At 72.3% G+C, this 17,405-nt stretch carries 17 protein-coding genes; 7 read left to right on the top strand and 10 right to left on the bottom strand.

Annotation, left to right across the window (positions count from 1 at the left end):
• Nucleotides 1-25 precede the first annotated feature (25 nt).
• Together ABD841_RS21995 and ABD841_RS21990 are read right to left on the bottom strand one after the other, a co-directional pair.
• Nucleotides 26-799 (bottom strand): SDR family NAD(P)-dependent oxidoreductase, encoded by a 774-nt coding sequence (locus ABD841_RS21995; protein WP_344974800.1) that lies wholly within the window; start codon nt 797-799, stop codon nt 26-28.
• 36 nt (nt 800-835) lie between these two features.
• Complete coding sequence (locus tag ABD841_RS21990) at nt 836-1,315, bottom strand: MarR family winged helix-turn-helix transcriptional regulator (RefSeq protein ID WP_344974798.1); 480 nt, start codon at nt 1,313-1,315, stop codon at nt 836-838.
• Nucleotides 1,316-1,429: 114 nt separating this feature from the next.
• Between ABD841_RS21990 and ABD841_RS21985 the strand changes: the two genes are divergently transcribed.
• Entirely contained in the window at nt 1,430-4,654 is a 3,225-nt protein-coding gene (locus ABD841_RS21985; protein WP_344974795.1) for an efflux RND transporter permease subunit, read from the top strand.
• 202 nt (nt 4,655-4,856) lie between these two features.
• On the opposite strand, the gene ABD841_RS21980 is transcribed toward ABD841_RS21985, so the two are convergent.
• From ABD841_RS21980 to ABD841_RS21970, 3 genes are all read right to left on the bottom strand, one after another.
• A complete protein-coding gene (locus ABD841_RS21980) occupies nt 4,857-5,957 on the bottom strand; it encodes a winged helix DNA-binding domain-containing protein (protein ID WP_344974793.1) in 1,101 nt (366 codons plus the stop codon).
• Entirely contained in the window at nt 5,954-6,220 is a 267-nt protein-coding gene (locus ABD841_RS21975) for a hypothetical protein (RefSeq protein ID WP_344974791.1), read from the bottom strand. Before ABD841_RS21975 ends, ABD841_RS21980 begins: the two co-directional genes overlap by 4 nt.
• 145 nt (nt 6,221-6,365) lie before the next feature.
• Entirely contained in the window at nt 6,366-6,992 is a 627-nt protein-coding gene (locus ABD841_RS21970) for a DinB family protein (protein WP_344974788.1), read from the bottom strand.
• A gap of 62 nt (nt 6,993-7,054) precedes the next feature.
• On the opposite strand from ABD841_RS21970, the gene ABD841_RS21965 reads away from it, so the two are divergent.
• The gene (locus tag ABD841_RS21965; protein ID WP_344974785.1) at nt 7,055-8,074 is read left to right on the top strand and encodes a helix-turn-helix transcriptional regulator; all 1,020 of its coding nucleotides are present in this window, start codon (nt 7,055-7,057) and stop codon (nt 8,072-8,074) included.
• Here ABD841_RS21965 and ABD841_RS21960 read toward each other — a convergent pair.
• Entirely contained in the window at nt 8,057-8,293 is a 237-nt protein-coding gene (locus ABD841_RS21960) for a hypothetical protein (protein ID WP_344974782.1), read from the bottom strand. The two genes, ABD841_RS21965 and ABD841_RS21960, sit on opposite strands and share 18 nt — an antisense overlap.
• A gap of 226 nt (nt 8,294-8,519) precedes the next feature.
• On the opposite strand from ABD841_RS21960, the gene ABD841_RS21955 reads away from it, so the two are divergent.
• Nucleotides 8,520-9,101, top strand: a complete 582-nt coding sequence (locus tag ABD841_RS21955; protein ID WP_344974780.1) for a hypothetical protein — start codon at nt 8,520-8,522, stop codon at nt 9,099-9,101.
• A 135-nt stretch (nt 9,102-9,236) separates the two neighbouring features.
• Here the strand turns inward: ABD841_RS21955 and ABD841_RS21950 are convergent, their stop codons facing one another.
• Nucleotides 9,237-10,175, bottom strand: coding sequence for a helix-turn-helix domain-containing protein (locus tag ABD841_RS21950; protein WP_344974778.1), 939 nt, complete (start codon nt 10,173-10,175; stop codon nt 9,237-9,239).
• A gap of 165 nt (nt 10,176-10,340) precedes the next feature.
• On the opposite strand from ABD841_RS21950, the gene ABD841_RS21945 reads away from it, so the two are divergent.
• A complete protein-coding gene (locus ABD841_RS21945) occupies nt 10,341-11,381 on the top strand; it encodes an NAD(P)-dependent alcohol dehydrogenase (RefSeq protein ID WP_344974775.1) in 1,041 nt (346 codons plus the stop codon).
• A 223-nt stretch (nt 11,382-11,604) separates the two neighbouring features.
• Here ABD841_RS21945 and ABD841_RS21940 read toward each other — a convergent pair whose 3' ends face one another.
• A complete protein-coding gene (locus ABD841_RS21940) occupies nt 11,605-12,507 on the bottom strand; it encodes an alpha/beta fold hydrolase (protein ID WP_344974773.1) in 903 nt (300 codons plus the stop codon).
• A gap of 44 nt (nt 12,508-12,551) precedes the next feature.
• Nucleotides 12,552-13,094 (bottom strand): PadR family transcriptional regulator, encoded by a 543-nt coding sequence (locus ABD841_RS21935; RefSeq protein WP_344974771.1) that lies wholly within the window; start codon nt 13,092-13,094, stop codon nt 12,552-12,554.
• A gap of 318 nt (nt 13,095-13,412) precedes the next feature.
• On the opposite strand from ABD841_RS21935, the gene purB reads away from it, so the two are divergent.
• From purB to ABD841_RS21920, 3 genes are read left to right on the top strand one after another with little or no spacing between them, the layout of a single operon-like run.
• Complete coding sequence (gene purB / locus ABD841_RS21930) at nt 13,413-14,843, top strand: adenylosuccinate lyase (protein ID WP_344974768.1); 1,431 nt, start codon at nt 13,413-13,415, stop codon at nt 14,841-14,843.
• 5 nt (nt 14,844-14,848) lie between these two features.
• On the top strand, nt 14,849-16,018 hold the full coding sequence (locus ABD841_RS21925) for a GNAT family N-acetyltransferase (RefSeq protein WP_344974766.1): 1,170 nt from the start codon (nt 14,849-14,851) through the stop codon (nt 16,016-16,018).
• Nucleotides 15,903-16,826 carry a DUF4037 domain-containing protein gene (locus ABD841_RS21920; RefSeq protein WP_344974763.1) on the top strand — a complete coding sequence of 308 codons (924 nt, stop codon included), beginning with the start codon at nt 15,903-15,905 and terminating at the stop codon, nt 16,824-16,826. Before ABD841_RS21925 ends, ABD841_RS21920 begins: the two co-directional genes overlap by 116 nt.
• Nucleotides 16,827-17,058: 232 nt before the next feature.
• On the opposite strand, the gene ABD841_RS21915 is transcribed toward ABD841_RS21920, so the two are convergent.
• Nucleotides 17,059-17,364: a DUF3817 domain-containing protein gene (locus ABD841_RS21915; protein WP_344974761.1), complete on the bottom strand. Its 306-nt coding sequence runs from the start codon at nt 17,362-17,364 to the stop codon at nt 17,059-17,061.
• Between the last annotated feature and the right edge of the window lie 41 nt (nt 17,365-17,405).

Below are 17,405 nucleotides of genomic sequence, written 5' to 3'. Positions count from 1 at the left end.
GGGGGGTTATTCAATCATGGTGGTTTCAGTGGACGGAGAAGCCGCCGTCGACGCAGATGGTTTGGCCGGTGATGTAGGCGCTGGCGTTGCTGGCGAGGAAGACGGCGATGCCGGTGAAGTCGTCGGGGGTGGCGTTGCGGCCGATCATGCTGCGGGCGGCGAGGGCTTCGACGCGGCCGGGGATGGCTTGGGCGGGTTCGGTGAGGGGGGTGAGGACGAAGCCGGGGATGATGGTGTTGGCGCAGACGCCGTGGGGTGACCAGGCTTCGGCTTGGGAGCGGGTGAGGCCGGTGATGGCGGCTTTGGAGATGCCGTAGGCGCCGCTGTCGCCGAAGGCTTTGATGGATTGTTGGGAGCCGATGTTGATGATGCGGCCCCAGCCGCGTTGGGCCATGCGGGGGCCGAAGTGTTGGCCGAGGAGGTAGGGGGCGGTGAGGTTGAGGGTGATGGTCTGGTGGTAGTCGTCGGGGGTGAGGTCTGTCATGGGGCGGCGGATGTTGTTGGCGGCGTTGTTGACGAGGATGTCGATGTCGCCGAAGTGAGTGGCGGCTTGTTGGCAGATGCGGGTGATGTCGTGGGGGTTGGTGAGGTCGGCGGGGATGGCGGCGGCGGGGATGCCGTGGTCGTGGAGTTGGTGGAGGGTGTCGGTGAGGGGTTGGGGGCGGCGGGCGACGAGGATGAGGGAGGCGCCGGCGTGGCCGAGGGCGTGGGCGATGGCGTGGCCGATGCCGGAGCTGGCGCCGGTGACGAGGGCGGTGCGGCCGGTGAGGGTGAAGAGGTTTTCGGGGTTGGTGGGCATGGTGCCGGAATGTAGCAGTGGGCGGGGTTGGTGGTGTTATCCCACCTTTTTGTGTGGGGTGTCGCTGTAGAGGGTGTGGGCGGCTTCTTGGATTTTGTCCATGACGGTGGAGAGGTCGTGGAGGGTGGGGGTGTCGAGGGTTTGGAGGAGGCGGCGGAAGTCGGCGAGGCCGGCGTCGGAGATCTCTTCGAGGAGGGTGCGGCCGGCGGGGGTGAGGTGGACGCGGCGGACGCGGCGGTCGTGAGGGTCTTCGCGGCGGGTGACGAGGCCGTGGCCGACGAGGCGGTCGACGATGCCGGTGACGGTGCCGAGGCCGACGCCGAGGTGGTGGGCGATGTCCTGGCCGGAGGCGGAGTCCTGGCAGGACAGGATCATGATGACCTTGAGCTGGCGCATGGTGAGGTTGGAGTTGAAGAGGGGGGAGGTGGGACGGTGCTGGGCGATCAGTCGTCCCAGGTCGCGCTGGATTTCGCCGATCTTGTTGATCAGCTGGTCGCGTTCGTCGTTCACACTCACCTCTCGATTCCTGAGAAGGTTATCAGGATCGTCGGGTTGTGTTAAATATTCGCGTAAGGCGAAGTGTTAGTCTGGGGCAAATCTTGTTGTGTCTTTCAGAGGAGTCCGTCCCCGATGACCGCCTTGGCCAGGTTGAGCCTTGCCAACCGCAGCCTCGTCATAATGATCGCGCTCGTGTTGAGCGCGTTCGGTGTTTATGCGATCCCTGCGCTGAAGCAGCAGTTGCTGCCTTCGCTCTCGTTTCCGGGGGCGTTCGTGGTCGCCTCGTACGCGGGTGCCGCTCCTGAGATCGTCGAGGAGCAGGTGACCGAGCCGATCGAGAACAGCTTCCAGGGGTTGGAGGGGGTGACCGAGGTGACCTCGACGTCCCGGGAGGGGATGTCGCAGGTTCAGGTGGCGTTCGAGTACGGCACCGACATCGACGCTGCGGTGGCCGACATGCAGCAGGCGGTCTCCCGGATCGAGGCGCAGTTGCCGGACGGGGTGGATCCGCAGGTGGTGGCGGGCGGTACCGACGACATTCCGGTGATGGTGCTGGCCGTGGGCGACGGTGGTGACCAGCGGGCGATGGCCGACAAGCTGGAGCGGGTCGTGGTGCCGGAGCTGCAGGGCATCGAGGGGGTGCGCGAGGCGGCGGTGACCGGTACGCGCGACGAGGTGGTGACGATCACTCCGGATGCCGGGAAGCTGGCGCGGCGGGGGCTGGCGCCGACGGCGGTGGCCGACGCGTTGCGGGCGAACGGGCAGCCGGTGCCGGCGGGGAGTCTGAGTGAGGACGGGCTGTCGCTGACGGTTCAGGTGGGGAGCCGGATCTCGACGGTGAAGCAGCTGGAGGACCTGTATCTGCTGCCCGCGGCGGTGCCGGCGCAGGTTCAGCAGGCGCCGCAGCAGGGGGTGCGGCAGGTGCCCGGCGGGGTGCGGCAGCGGGCGCAGGCGGCTCCTGAGCCGGTGCGGCTGGGTGACGTGGCCGAGGTGGAGCGGTCGTTGGCGGAAGGGACGTCGCTGACGCGGACCAATGGCGCGCCGAGTCTGGGTGTGTCGGTGACGATGTCGCCGGACGGCAACGCGGTGGCGATCTCGCATGCGGTGCGGGAGAAGCAGGCGGAGCTGGTGCGGGCGATCGGGGACGCCGCGACGATAACGGTGGTTTTCGATCAGGCGCCGTATGTGGAGCGGTCGATCGAGGATCTGACGACCGAGGGGTTGCTGGGCCTGGGGTTCGCGGTGCTGGTGATCCTGTTGTTCCTGTTGTCGGTGCGTTCGACGTTGGTGACGGCGGTGTCGATCCCGCTGTCGGTGATGATCGCGTTGATCGCGTTGTGGGCCGGTGACTATTCGCTGAACATGCTGACGCTGGGCGCGCTGACGATCGCGGTGGGCCGGGTGGTCGACGATTCGATCGTGGTGCTGGAGAACATCAAGCGGCATCTGGGGTATGGGGAGGCCAAGCGGGAGGCGGTGCTGGCGGGGGTGCGCGAGGTCAGCGGCGCGGTGACGGCCTCGACGTTGACGACGGTGGCGGTGTTCCTGCCGATCGCGGTGGTGGGCGGCATGGTGGGGCAGTTGTTCGCGCCGTTCGCGGTCACGGTGACGGTGGCGCTGCTGGCGTCGTTGCTGGTGTCGCTGACGGTGGTGCCGGTGCTGGCGTACTGGTTCCTGAAGGCTCCGGCGCTCTCGGCGGAGCAGGCGCGCGCGGTGCGGGAGGAGGCCGAGGCCAAGGAGTTGCGCAGCCCGTTGCAGCGGGCCTACCTGCCGGTGCTGCGGTTCGCGGCCCGGCGGCGGCTGGTGACGTTGCTGGTGGGTGTGCTGGTGTTCGCGGGGACGATGGGGCTGGCCGGGCGGCTGGAGACGAACTTCCTGGACGCCTCCGGGCAGGACACGATCTCCATCAGCCAGAAGATGCCGGTGGGCACGGATCTGGAGACGACGGACGCGGCGGCCAGGAAGGTCGAGGAGGTGCTGGGGGCGTTCCGGAAGTCCGGGGATGTGCAGGACTACCAGGTCACCGTCGGGGGCGGCGGCGGGTTGCTGGGGGCGGCCGGGGGCGGCGGGGACCGGGCGTCGTACTCGGTCACGGTGGGTGCCGAGGTCGAGGCCGCGGTGGTGGAGGAGCGGTTGCGTGAGCGGTTGAAGGGGGTGACCGGCGCGGGGGAGATCACCGTGGGCGGCGGTCAGGGTGGTTTCGGCGGGGGGTCGGCCAACCAGGTGCAGGTGATCGTGCAGGCGCCGGATGTCGCGACGCTGCGGACGGCGGCTGAGCGGGTGCGGGTGGCGATGGCGGGTCTGGGCGGCCTGCGTGACGTGTCGTCGAACCTGGAGGCCAGTGCCAAGCGCGTCGAGGTGCGGGTGGATCGGGAGAAGGCGGCGGCCAGGGGGCTGACCGAGGCGCAGATCGGGCAGATGGTGGCGCAGCAGTTCCGTGGGGCGCCGCTGGGGCAGTTGACGCTGGACGGGATCAGCGGTGATGTGGTGCTGCGGACCTCGGACGCGCCGGAGGACGTCAAGGCGATCCGTGCTCTGAAGCTGGTCTCGGCGGCGGGGACGGTGAAGCTGTCGGAGGTGGCGAAGGTCGTCACGGTGGAGGGTCCTCCGCAGATCACGCGTGTCGACGGTGAGCGTAGTGCGACGGTGTCGGGGACGGCCACGGCCAGTGACCTGGGCAGTGTGACGGCGGAGTTGACGTCGGAGCTGGAGGGGCTGGAGTTGCCGGCGGGGGCGTCGTACACCGTGGGCGGGGTCAGCGCGGATCAGGCCGAGGCGTTCGGTCAGCTGGGGCTGGCGATGCTGGCGGCCATCGCGATCGTTTTCATGATCATGGTGGCGACGTTCCGGAGTTTCGTGCAGCCGCTGATCCTGCTGGTGTCGGTGCCGTTCGCGGCGACCGGCGCGGTCGGGCTGCTGCTGGCCACGGGGACGCCGATGGGTGTGCCGGCGTTGATCGGCATGCTGATGCTGATCGGTATCGTGGTGACGAACGCGATCGTGCTGATCGATCTGATCAATCAGTATCGTGAGCAGGGCATGGGGATCGTGGATGCGGTCATCGAGGGCGGGCGCCGGAGGCTGCGGCCGATCCTGATGACGGCGGTGGCGACGATCTTCGCGTTGATTCCGATGTCGCTGGGGCTGACCGGGTCGGGCGGGTTCATCTCGCAGCCGCTGGCGATCGTGGTGATCGGTGGTCTGCTGTCGTCGACGTTGCTGACGCTGGTGCTGGTGCCGACGCTGTATGTGATGGTCGAGCGGGCCAAGGAGCGGCTGCGGCGCTCGCCCCGGGATGGCGGGCCGGAGCCGCGGGTGACGGTCTACGACGCCGACACGCTGGCCTCTGCCCGGTAGGGCGCCGGGGGAGGGCGATGGCCGCCGGGTGCGCGGGGTGCGCGCCGCGGCGGCCGTCGTCGTCTGCGGGGCTTTTCCGGTTTTCCGCGGGGGCCGGTCTGTTCGGGTGGACGGGTGCCCGGCCGTGCGGGCCTTTCGGTGGTGTGGGCCGGAGCGTGCCCCGGGTCCCGTGCTCGGGGCGGGCGGTGCGCGGGTGTGTCGTTCAGCGGGGAGGGGCGGCGATCCGTACGCGGTCGCTGTCGTTGTCGGACAGGAACGACGCCAGGCTCTGGCCCTCCTCGGTGACGGCGGTGTGCTCGGCCCGGGTGAGGCCGCGCAGCGGGGCGACGATCACGGTGCCCGCGTCGACGGTCCAGGTGGCGGCGGCCCGGCCGTCGACCAGGACGACGCGCGCGCCGGTGACGGACAGGCCGCGGTGGGCGTCGTCGATGATCCGGCTGCGGTCGTGGTAGCCGAGGATCGCGTTGTCGAACGCCGGCAGGAACCGCACCGGGGCGGGTGTGCCGGGGTCGGGGCGCGGTGCGCCGGGCAGGTCGAGCAGTTCGCGGCCGTGTTCGTCGCGGAAGGTGACCAGTTCCTCGCGTATCGCGGCGGCCGCGGCCGGCAGTCCGGCGAGGCCGCACCAGGCGCGCAGGTCGGCCACGGCGGCGGGGCCGAACGCGGCCAGGTAGCGCCGTACCAGCGCCTGGCCCACGGGATCGGAGCCGTCCGGGGACGGAGGGTCGATCTCGCGGCCCAGCCAGGACGAGAGCAGGACGTTGCGCACTCCCGCCTTTGCGCGCCAGAGCCCGCGCGGTGGCAGCTGCGCCATCGGGACGAGGGCGGCGATCACCATCTCGCCCAGTGCCCGCGGTGCCGGCGCCGGCCAGCGTTCGGCGAGCGCCCGTGCGAGCTCGGTCATCGAGCGGGGCTCGTCGTCGGCCATTACCGCCCGGGCCGCCGTGGCGAGCTCGTCGAGGTCTATCCCGCCGAGTTCGCGGCGGTGGTTGCCGAGTGCCCGTTGGCGCAGCATGGTGTCGTGGCGGGCCCGCCAGGCCAGGGCGTCGTCGGCGGTGAGGAGGTGGACGGTGCGGCGCATGAGGTGGGTCCGCACCACGCTCCGCCCGGTGAGCAGGTCGTCCAGCTCCGCCGGGTCGAAGGCGCGCACCCGTGACCAGAGCCCGGCGAACGGTTCCTGTGGTTCCTGCGCTTGCAGGCCGCACAGGTGCGCGACGGCGTCGAGGACCGGTACGTCGGCGTGATCGAGCAGCAGTTGCCGGGCGAGTGTCGCGCGGTTGAGCGCCCGGGTGTCGAGAACGGTCATCGGGGGCATGCCGCGGCGTGCTCGCCGGCCGGTCGCCTGCGCGGCGCCGCGTGCTCGGTGGCGGGCGGCGTGCGGCGGGCGGGGGGCGTCTCCTCGGTGCCGGTCCGCGGGCCGGGGTGGTGGATCCGGCACGGGGTGATGTGGTGGGTCTGCGGGCGCCGCGGCGAGTGTCCGGCCCCGGTGATGATCCGGTGCCGTGAGCCGGTGCCCGGGCGGTGGGGGCTGACCCGGATACCGGTCCGCCCCGGGTCGCGCGTCCTCATCGTGACAAGTGTTCCCTTCGGTTTCGTGCACACCTTGAGGTCGGGACCGGGCGGCGGGCAGCCGCCGCCCGGTCCTGGTTCACCGCGTCCGGCGCGTGGCGCCGGGTCGGGGCGGTGGCCCGACCCGGCCGGGATCCGTCACCGGTCAGGTTGATTTCCGGCCGTCGAGCGTCTCGCGCAGGATGTCGGCGTGTCCGGCGTGCTGGGCGGTCTCGGCGATGACGTGCATCAGCACCCGGCGCACGCTGTGTGTTGCTCCCGGCTCGTGCCAGGGCGCTTCCGGCAGCGGGTGCGTCGCCGACAGGTCGGGGACGGAGGCGATGATCTCCTCGCTGCGGGCGGCGACCTGCTCGTAGCGGGCGACGATCCCGGCCAGCGTCTCGCCGGGCAGCATCCGGAAGTCGTTCTGGTGGTCGATCGCCCACTGCGGGACCTGACGTGCGGTGCCGGCCGCGAGGTCGGCCCAGGTGACACCGTCGGGCAGGTCGTAACGCATCGCCGGCGGGCCCTCGACCACGAAGCGCATCCAGTTCTCCTCCATGGACGCGACGTGCTTGATCAGCCCGCCCAGGCACAGCGCGCTGACCGTCGGGTGCTCACCGGCCTGCTCGTCGTCGAGCCCGCGCACGGTGGTGGTCAGGGCCGATCGCGCGGTCGCGAGCGCGGCGAGCAGGTCGGCCCGCTCGGCCTGCTCGGCGTCGGGAGTGGAGGGGGACGCGGTCGTGGTGGTCACGGTGTTCGGGCCCTTCGGGGTGTTGTCGTTGTCCGGCACGAGACCACGGTCGCAGGGGAAGCGGTCAGGGTGTGTCCGCTTCTCAGGGCAATATTGGCGTCATGCCGAAGACCTCAGCGCGACTGCTGTCGTTGCTCTCGCTGCTTCAGGCGCGCCGGGACTGGCCGGGGGCGCTGCTGGCCGAGCGGCTGGCGGTCAGCCCGCGCACCGTGCGCCGCGATGTCGACCGCCTGCGCGAGCTCGGCTATCCGATATCGGCCACCAAGGGCCCCGACGGGGGGTACCGGCTCGACGCGGGCACGGAACTGCCCCCGCTGCTGTTCGACGACGAGCAGGCCGTCGCGCTGGCCGTCGCACTCCAGATCGCCGCCACCACGGGTGCCGGCATCGAGGAGGCCGCGGCGCGCGCGCTGAACACCGTGCGGCAGGTCATGCCCGCCCGGCTGCGCCGCCGGATCGACACCTTCCAGGTCACCGCCGTCGAGCGGCCCGCGATGCGGCCGGGTCCGCGGGTCGGCAGCGGTGTGCTGATGGCGCTCAGCGCCGCCGTGCACGCCCGTGAGGTGCTGCGCTTCGACTACACGCCCGTATCCCCGCCGGGAGCCGTCGGCGACGGCCGTGCCGGGTCTGCTCCGCGCCGGGTGCAGCCTCACCACCTCGTCACCTGGGGTGGGCGCTGGTACCTCGTCGCCTGGGACCTCGACCGTGAGGACTGGCGTACCTTCCGTGCCGATCGGATCATTCCGCGCGTCCCCACGGGGCCCCGTTTCACCCCGCGCGAGTTGCCCGGGGGTGAGGTGGCCGCCTTCGTGGTCGGCAGGTTCCGGGGTTCCGGTGGCTCCGGTGACTGGCCCTGCCGCGGTGAGGTGATCCTCGATCTGCCCGCCGCCGTCGTGTCCCGTTACGCCCGTGACGGAGTCGTCGAGGAACTCGGCCCGGATCGCTGCCGGCTTGTCCTGGGCTCGTGGTCGTGGCCTGGCCTGGCCGCCACCATCGGCGGGTTCGACGCCGACATCGAGGTCGTCGGCCCGGCCGAGCTCAAGGACGCCTTCGCGTATCTGGCCCGCCGCTACGCCGACGCCGCGACACGCCGGGAAGGGGGCTCACGACGGCGGGCATGAGCGGGGTCCGTTGCGTTCGGCGGGCACGCCGCGGGCGAGCAGGATCGCGCCGGCCGGGTAGAGGGCGGTGATCACCGCGGCGGCGAGGTCCCCGCTGCGGGCGGCGAGCAGGAACAGCAGGTTCGCCACGCAGTCCGGTACGCACGGCGACCCGGCCTTTTCCGGGGCTGCTTCTCCCCTGGCGACACCGGCCCGGGCGAAGGGCCCTGAATCCTGCAAGTCACTTCCTAACAATCCCGCAAGTCATCTCCTAACGGCGTGGACCACAGTTCCTGCCGAGCCGGAAACAGAGGTACGGGGGACGAGCGCGTCCGGGTCGAAGCCGTGACGGGGCCATCTCTCACGGCGGTGGCCTTCACCCGCGGCCGGGGTCACGATGTGATCTTCATCCCCGTGGTCGCCTCTGCGGACGCAACGGCACGACGTCGGAAAGGAATCGCAGGAGATGAAGACGCCCAGGAAGGCCCTGTCCGCCGCGATGGTGGTCGCCGCCGTCACGGCCTCCGTGACCATGTCCCCGCCCGCCTCGGCGGCGGCGGTGACGATCAGGATCCAGTACGACTACACCACCGTTGTGCGGGAGATGGTGGGCCTGGCCGTCTGCCCGACAAACCAGGTGCTCCTCAGCCGCTCGCACCGTGGCGACGAGAACGGCTACACCACCTACCACTGCGGCTGGATCTTCATCAACGACGAGCAGGTCCAGGTGCACACTGCGAACGTGTGGACCCCCTCCCAAGGCCTGAAGGAGAGCAAGTCCGACTTCGTCGCCCCACCGGACCAGGCGCTCGTCGGCCGGTGGCACACCGGCGACGAGAACGGTCTCACGAAGTACGAAACCGCCACGCTGACCTGGCGGGGCCAGCCGGTGCGATTGATCAACCCGGTCTGGAGCAGCTGGTACAAGGAGAGCAAACACGCCTCCCAGGCCGGTTACAACCAGGTCATGACCGGCCGCACGCACAACGGGGACGAGAACGGCTCGACCCGCTACCAGTACGCAACCGTGGCGTTCTACGAGAGCTGAGGCGTGCGCGCGCCGGCGTTCCGTGCGTCCGCCATCTGCTGTTCGGGGGCGGCCGGAATACGCCGGAAGGCGCCAGGAAGTCGATGGTGGTACCGGTTCGATTCCGGCCGGGGGCGATGTTTCATAGGCGGTCGCTCATGAAACGCCGCCCGGCTTGCTCGTCGTCCTCGGTGCGGTGGGCGGCTGCTCGTGGTGCCGGGGCTGGCGGCGGTCGTCGTGGCCGGGTGCGGTGTCGAGCGTGGTGGCCCAGCTGGCGAGCAGGCGGAGTCTGTCTTCGGAGTCGCTGCCGGGTTCGGTGCCGTAGGCGACCAGGACGAGGCCGTCGGCGGACAGGTCCAAGGACTCGTAGGTGAGATGCAGATCGCCGACGACGGGGTGGCGGAAGGGCTTGGCGCCGATGTGGTGCTGGCGGACGTCGTGGCGGGCCCAGCGGGCGCGGAAGTCCCGGCTGCGGGTGGACAGCTCCCCGACCAGGTCGATGAGGTCCTTGTCGTAGGGGTCCCGGCCGGCCTGGGCCTGCAGGAGGGCGACGGTGTCGTCGGCGGCGCGGTCCCAGTCGCCCCAGAACAGGCGGGAGCGGGCGTCGAGGAAGATGAACCGGGCGTGGTTGGGGACGGCGCCGCGGGCCGCGTCGATCATGGGGGCGTACAGCGCGCGGCCGAGGGTGTTGGTGGCCAGGACGTCGCCGCGGCCGTTCATGACGAACGCGGGGGCGTCGGTCATGGCGTCCAGCAGCCGCTGCACCGTGGACCGCACCTGGGCGGGGGCGGTGCGGCGCCGGCGGCGCGGGCCGGGCCCGGCGGCGCGGGCCAGGTCCTCCAGGTGGGTGCGTTCTTCGTCGTTGAGCCGCAGCGCGCGGGCCAGGGCGTCCAGGACCTGGTCGGAGACCCCGGACAGGTCGCCGCGTTCCAGGCGGGAGTAGTACTCCACGCTGACGCCGGCCAGCTGGGCGACCTCGGCGCGGCGCAGGCCGGGCACCCGGCGGGTGCCGTGGGAGGGCAGCCCGGCCTGCTGCGGGCTGATCCTGGCCCGGCGGGAGGTCAGAAACTCACGGACTTGGCTACGGTGGTCCACTCTTCCCAGGCTAGGCGGCCCCGCATCTGTCAGGGGTGCCCTGCCAGTACACCCTTCAGCAGTGCCTTCTTCCCGCCCTGACCGGCGCTTTCAATGGACGGTGGCCGCCTCGCCCGGCCCCTGCGGGGGTTGGGGGAGCGGGCCCCGACCAAAGGAGCGATCTTCATGCGTGTGCATGCCTATGCCGCACCGGCCGCCGCCGAGCCGCTGGCCCCCACGATCGTCGAACGGCGTGACGTCGGCCCCGGCGACGTGCTCATCGAGGTCAGGTACGCCGGCATCTGCCATTCCGACATCCACACCGTCAACGGCGACTGGGGGCCCCAGCCCTACCCGTTGGTCCCGGGCCACGAGATCGTCGGCATTGTCGCCGAGGTCGGCGCCGCCGTCACCCGGCACCGGGTCGGTGACCGCGTCGGCGTCGGCTGCATGGTCAACTCCTGCGGCCGGTGCACCAACTGCCGCCGCGGCGACGAGCAGTACTGCCTGGACGGGATGGTGCCCACCTACGGAGGCGTGGACCGGGACGGCACCATCACCCAGGGCGGCTACAGCACACACGTCGTCGTCGACGCCGGTTTCGTGCTGTCGGTGCCCGAGGGGCTCGACCTGGCGGCCGCGGCGCCGCTGCTGTGCGCCGGCATCACCACCTACTCGCCGTTGCGCCGCCGGGGCGCCGGCCCGGGCAAGAAGGTCGCCGTCGTCGGCCTCGGCGGGCTGGGCCACCTGGCCGTCAAGATCGCCCACGCCATGGGCGCCGAGGTCACCGTGCTCTCGCAGTCGCTGAAGAAGCAGGAGGACGGTCTGCGGTTGGGGGCCGCCCACTACCACGCCACCGGCGACCCCGACACGTTCGAGCGGCTCGCCGGCCGGTTCGATCTGATCGTCAACACGGTCAGCGCCCGTATCGACGTCGATGCCTACCTCGGTCTGCTCGCCGTCGACGGCACCCTGGTCAACGTCGGCGCCCCCGCCGAGCCGTTGAGCCTGAATGTGTTCTCCCTCATCGGTGCTCGCCGCTCCTACGCCGGGTCGATGATCGGCGGCATCGCCGAGACGCAGGAGATGCTCGACTTCTGCGCCGCGCACGGCATCGGCGCCGACATCGAGCTGATCTCGGCGGACCGGATCAACGAGGCCTACGAACGTGTCCTGGCCTCCGACGTCCGCTACCGGTTCGTCATCGACACCGCCACCCTCGGCTGACGCGCGACGCGGCCGGCCGGCACGCCCCGCCGCGCAAGACGGCGCCCTTCGGCGCCCCGCTCATGTCGGCCGCCGGACGCTCTTCCCCGTGACAGCGGGTACGGTCAGGCGGCTTCTGCAGGCTGCCCGTGGGCGCAGGTGGCCTTCCCGGACGGCTGTCGGCCGGCGCGCGGGATGATGACACGTCGGTCACCGTTGTTTTCGCAGTCCCTACGGCCTCTCCTCAGTCGGCTGCGATCCGGCCGATGATGGTGTCGCGATGGGCGAAGGGGGCGAAGTGCCCGCCGGGTACGAACGTGGGGGTCACGGCGGGGAGCCGGTCGGCCAGCCGGCGGGCCAGCGTGACCGGGACCTTGGGGTCGTCGAGGCCGTGCCACAGGTGGACGGGGCCGTGGATGCCGGCGGGATCGAAACCCCAGGGCCGCAGGTACTGCCGGAGGTCTTCGGCCATGGCCGCTCCGCCCTGCCGGCAGCTTTCGCGGAGATCCGCGGCGAAGGCGGCCCGCGTGTCGGCGTCGGTGAGCAGTTCGCGGAAGATCTGCAGGTCCGCGGGGGGCAGGCCGCGTTGGACCCGGCCGATGAGCGCGCCGGTGTCGCCGCGGGCGGCGGTGGCCGTCATGCGGGCGGAGAGCGAGCACAGTTGCCGCAGCAGCCGGGGGGCGTGGCGGGCCAGCCGCCAGTAGAGGGCGTCCGCGCGGCTGTCGGGGGCCCACCGTTCCCCGGGTTCGACCGGGGGCATGCCGCTCAGGATCGTCGTCGTGGTGACGAGGTCGGGCCGGGTGGCGGCGAGCGCCAGGGCGGGCCCGGCTCCCATGGACACGCCGAGGACGGCGACGCGGTCGAGACCGAGGTGGTCGAGAAGCTCTGAGGCGTCGTGTGCCCAGGTGGTGAATCCGGCTCCCGGATGAGGGGTCGACAGGCCGTAGCCGGGCCGGTCGACGGCGATGAGGCGCACGCCGCGACGGTGCAGCGACGCGGCGGGGAAAACCCATCCGGCCAGCCAGCGGGAGGCGGAGTAGCCATGGGTGAGCAGGCATGGCCGCCCGGCCGGGTCGCCGAAGACGGCGTAACCCATCCGGCGGCCGTCGTGCAGGGTGATGCTCTGTTGCGTGGTGCCGGTGTTCATGCGCGGGGTGTTTCTGCTTTCTCGGTCGGGGGGAAGGGGGTGTCTCAGCGGGTGGGGTCGTCGGCGTCGTGCGGCCAGGTCGCCACGGTGTCGATCGCCCATTCCGCCCAGGAGGTCATCGCCTCCAGGCGCCGGATGCCGGCTTCGAGGCCGAGCAGCGCGGCGCGGTCGGCGGGCCGGCGCAGGTCGAGTGCTTTTTTCAGGGCTCGCATGCCGCGCAGCCGCACCCGGTGGTATTCCATTTCCTCCCGGAGGAAGGCCTGGGCGTCCTCCGGGGGGAGGAGCCACAGCGCGAACGAGCGCAGGATCGTCTCGTTGCGCTGGGAGTGGTCGGCGGAGGTGGTCGTCAGCCACTCGCGTAGCGTGCGCAGTCCTTCCTCGGTGATCTGGTAGGGGCGCCGGCCGCGTGGTCCCTCTCCCCGCTGGCGGAGGAGGCCTTCGGCCGCCAGTCGTTTCAGCTCGGGGTAGACCTGGGTGGGCTTGGCGTGCCACACGAATTTCAGGACGTCGTCGAACTCCCGGCTGATGTCGTAACCGCTGCGTGGCTCCACGGAGATGAGCGTCAGCAGGGCCATCCGCAGTGACATGGGGACCACCTTCGCGTGGGCGTCTGGTACACACCGACCATACTAAAAAATTTTAGTGTCGTTTATGAATGTTGTGCGGGTTCGCCGCACCGCTGCCCGGTCGCGGTGCCGGAAGGCGAGGACCGGGACGGATGGGGACGGGCAGGACCGGACGGGGAAAGGGCGGGGACGGCCGCGAGGCTCACGGCCGCGCTCCCGCCGCGCGGGCGGCCCCCGGCCCCCCGGCGCGCCCGGCACGCTCACCGCGTGGGCGCCTCGCGGGGGATTACGCGGGGGGCTTCCCGGAGTGCCGGCCGGCGCGGAATATACTGACGCAACGTGACTGCCAAGCCGCGTATCCCCAATGTCCTTGCCGCCCGCTACGCCTCGCCGGAGCTGGCGCGCCTGTGGTCTCCCGAGTACAAGGTGGCGGCCGAGCGGCGCCTGTGGCTGGCGGTGCTGACCGCCCAGGCCCGGCTGGGGGTGGAGGTCCCGGAGAGCGCGGTGGCCGACTACGAGAAGGTCGTCGAACAGGTCGACCTGGAGTCGATCGCCGAGCGCGAGCGCGTCACCCGGCACGACGTCAAGGCCCGCATCGAGGAGTTCAACGCACTGGCCGGGCACGAGCACGTGCACAAGGGCATGACCTCGCGGGACCTGACCGAGAACGTCGAGCAGCTGCAGATCCGCGACAGCCTGCTGCTGGTCCGCGACCGGTGCGTGGCGCTGCTGGCCCGGCTGGCCCGGCTGGCGGCCGAGCACTCGGGCCTGGTGATGGCCGGGCGCTCGCACAACGTGGCCGCGCAGTCGACCACGCTGGGCAAGCGGTTCGCCTCCGCGGCCGACGAGCTGCTGGTGGCGTTCGCCCGGCTGGAGGAGCTCATCGCCCGCTACCCGCTGCGCGGCATCAAGGGCCCGGTCGGCACGGCCCAGGACATGCTGGACCTGCTGGGCGGGGACGCGGCGAAGCTGGCGGAACTGGAAGGGCACGTCGCGGCGCACCTGGGTTTCGCGCACCGCTTCACCAGCGTGGGGCAGGTGTATCCGCGGTCGCTGGACTACGAGGTGGTCACGGCGCTGGTGCAGCTGGCGGCCGCCCCGTCGTCGCTGGCCAAGACGATCCGGCTGATGGCCGGGCACGAGCTGGTCACCGAGGGGTTCGCCGAGGGGCAGGTCGGGTCGTCGGCGATGCCGCACAAGATGAACACCCGGTCGTGCGAGCGGGTCAACGGGCTGACGGTGGTGCTGCGCGGGTACGCGTCGATGGCCGGGGAACTGGCCGGTGACCAGTGGAACGAGGGCGACGTGTCGTGCTCGGTGGTGCGGCGGGTGGCGCTGCCGGACGCGTTCTTCGCCTTCGACGGACTGGTGGAGACGATGCTGACGGTGCTGGAGGAGTTCGGGGCCTTCCCCGCGGTCGTCGCCGCCGAGCTGGACCGCTACCTGCCGTTCCTGGCGACGACGAAGATGCTGATGGCCGCGGTGCGCGCGGGGGTGGGCCGGGAGAGCGCCCACGAGGTGATCAAGGAGCACGCGGTGGCGTCGGCGCTGGCGATGCGCGAGCGCGGCGCCGGCAACGAACTGCTGGCGCGGCTGGCGGCCGATGAGCGTTTCCCGCTGGGGGAGGCGCAGCTGCGGGAGCTGCTGGCCGAGCGGGTGTCGTTCACCGGCGCCGCGGCGGCGCAGGTGGAGGCGGTCGTGGCGCGCGTCGGTGAGATCACCGCCCGCCACCCGGACGCCGCCGCCTACACCCCCGGCGCGATCCTCTGAGCCCGGTGCGGGGCCGGCCCGTGGCGCTGCGCGCCGCCGCGGAGGTGGCGGCCGCCTGCGGTGACGACGCGCTGGTGGTGTGGGGGGCGCAGGGCATGCGCGCCGGGGTGCGGGCGTGGGCGCTGGGGGAGGCGGTCGCGGTGGCCTGCCCGGATCTCAACCGGCGTGACCGGCTGACGGTGCGCGGCGAGCCCGCGCAGGTGGCCGCCCTGGTGCGGGAACTGCTGGGCGAGGTGGGACCCTCCTACCGGCTGCTGGGCGAGCGGGCACTCGTCGAGCAGGTCACCGCCCGCCTCCCCGCGGCGCGGGTGCCGGCGTCGTTCGAGTGGATGGACACCCGCCGCGTCGCCCCCGCCGGCCCCCACCGGGCCGGTGCGGCCGCCCACGCGGGCGGCGGCGCCGATCCGGCGGGGGAGGCCGGATGGCTGCACGGCGCCGATGAGGAGGTCACGGCGCTGCTGGCCGAGGCGTCCCCGTCGGCGTGGGCCGTGCCGGGGGTCGCGGGCGTGCGCCGCTGGGCCGGGGTGCGCGCGGCCGGCGGCGCCCTGGTGGCCGTCGCCGCCGACGCCTGGTCCTGCCCGGGCGCCGGGTTCGTGGCCGGGGTGGCCACCGCGCCCGCCCTCCGGGGCCGCGGGTACGGGGAGCGGGTGTGCCGGTTCGCCCTGGAGGAACTGGCGGCCCGGTACGGCCGGGTGGCGCTGATGGTCGACACCGACAACGACCGGGCCCTCGCCCTGTACGAGCGCCTGGGCCTGCGGGCCCGCCCGGTGGCCGCCGCGGCCCTGGACGGCGGCTGGGGCGGCTGGGGCGGCTGGCCGCGCACCCCGTCCCCGGGGGGGTGCGGTCCGGCGGCCCCGGACCGCGCCCCCCCGGGGGGTGCGGCGGAACCGGTGACGGGCGCGGCGAGGGGGCCCGGGGGAAAACCGGATGCGAGGCCGGGGCCCGGCAGGCAGAGTGGACGAAATGATGTCCAGTTTCATCCCTGGTCTGGAGCTTTCGCGGGCCTTCTACAGCGAGGTGGTGCGGCCGGTCGTGGCCGGCGTGCCGCACAGTGCGGCGTTGATCGGCGCCGGGTCGGAGGTGCTGGCGTTCGACACCGGACGCTCCACCGACCACGACTGGGGGCCGCGCGTGGTGCTGTTCACCGCCCCGCACCTGGCCACGCAGGTCCGTGAGGCGGTGGAGGCGGCGCTGCCGGGCAGTTTCGGCGGCTACCCCACCGCCATCGGCGCCGGCCACGGCGTGCAGGTGAGCGATCCGGCCGCCTGGTTCGCCGACCGGCTGGGCTTCGACCCGCTGCGCGGGGTGGACACGCTGGACTGGCTGTCGACCCCCTGGCAGCGGCTGGCCGAGGTGACCTGCGGAGAGGTCTTCCACGACGGGCTGGACGCGCTGGGCCCCGCCCGGGAGGCGTTGCGCTGGTACCCGCCCGACCTGGAGCGCTACGTGCTGGCCGGGCAGTGGCGGCGCCTGGCCCAGCGGGAGGCGTTCCCGGGCCGGTGCGGGGAGGTCGGCGACGACCTGGGCTCGGCGATGGCGACGGCGGAGCTGGCGCGCGACGTGATGCGGCTGGTACTGCTGATGCGCCGCCGCTACCCGCCGTACGCCAAGTGGCTGGGCAGCGCGTTCGCCCGCCTGCCGGGCACGGCCGAGCTCGGTGACGCGCTGTCGGCGGCGGTGGGCGCCGGGGACTGGCACACCCGGGAGGAGCACCTGGGGCAGGCGTACCGGCGGGCCGCGGCCCTGCACAACCGGGTGGGGGCGGGCCCGGCGCTGGAGACGGGGCTGCGCAGCTACCACCGGCGGCCCTTCCAGGTCCTCGACGCAGGCCGGTTCGCCGACGCCCTGACCGGCGCGATCACCGACGAGCGGGTGCGGGCGCTGCCGCCGGTGGGCTCGATCGACCAGTTCGGCGACTGCACGGACCTGCTGACGCATCCCGGGCGGTGCCGGGCGGCCACGCGCGCCGTCCTGGGCCTGTAGAGCCGCCGCGGACGTCGCCGACGACGCGGCCGCGGGACGGTCGCGGGACGGTCGCGGGCTGCGGCCGGGTCGTCCGGACCGGCACGCCGGCGCCGATCTCCCGGGCGGCGTCCCCGATGAGGCCGGTCAGCGCAGGAGCGACCGCCGGCCGTCACCCATGGGCCCGGGCCCCTCCCGGGCCCGGGCCCATGGCCGGCTCCGGAGGAACCCGGTGGACCTTCCCGATCATCGCCTAGGCGGCGACCGGTTCGCGGCGGCGGGCCAGCATGCGCCGCTCGAACCACAGCGAGGTGAACGGCGGCACCGCGCAGGCCAGGCCCAGCGCGATCACACCCCAGCCCCAGCGGGCCACGCGCGCGGCGGCCAGGACGGCGGCGACGTAGAGCACGAACAGGGCACCGTGCACGGGACCGAAGATCTTCACGCCGAGGTCACCGGTGGCGGCGATGTACTTGAAGTACATGCCCACGAGCAGGCCCGCCCAGGAGCACGCCTCGGCGATCGCAACGTAACGGAACAGGCGGAGTGCGGTCGGCACGGCGGGCACCTCTCCAAAGGCCGGGAAAAAGAGAACCGGAA

Source organism: Streptosporangium fragile (genome assembly GCF_039534445.1).
Taxonomy (GTDB): Bacteria; Actinomycetota; Actinomycetes; order Streptosporangiales; family Streptosporangiaceae; genus Streptosporangium; species Streptosporangium fragile.
The sequence above is the reverse complement of the archived record's forward strand: the minus strand, read 5'-3'. Positions and strand labels throughout refer to the sequence as shown.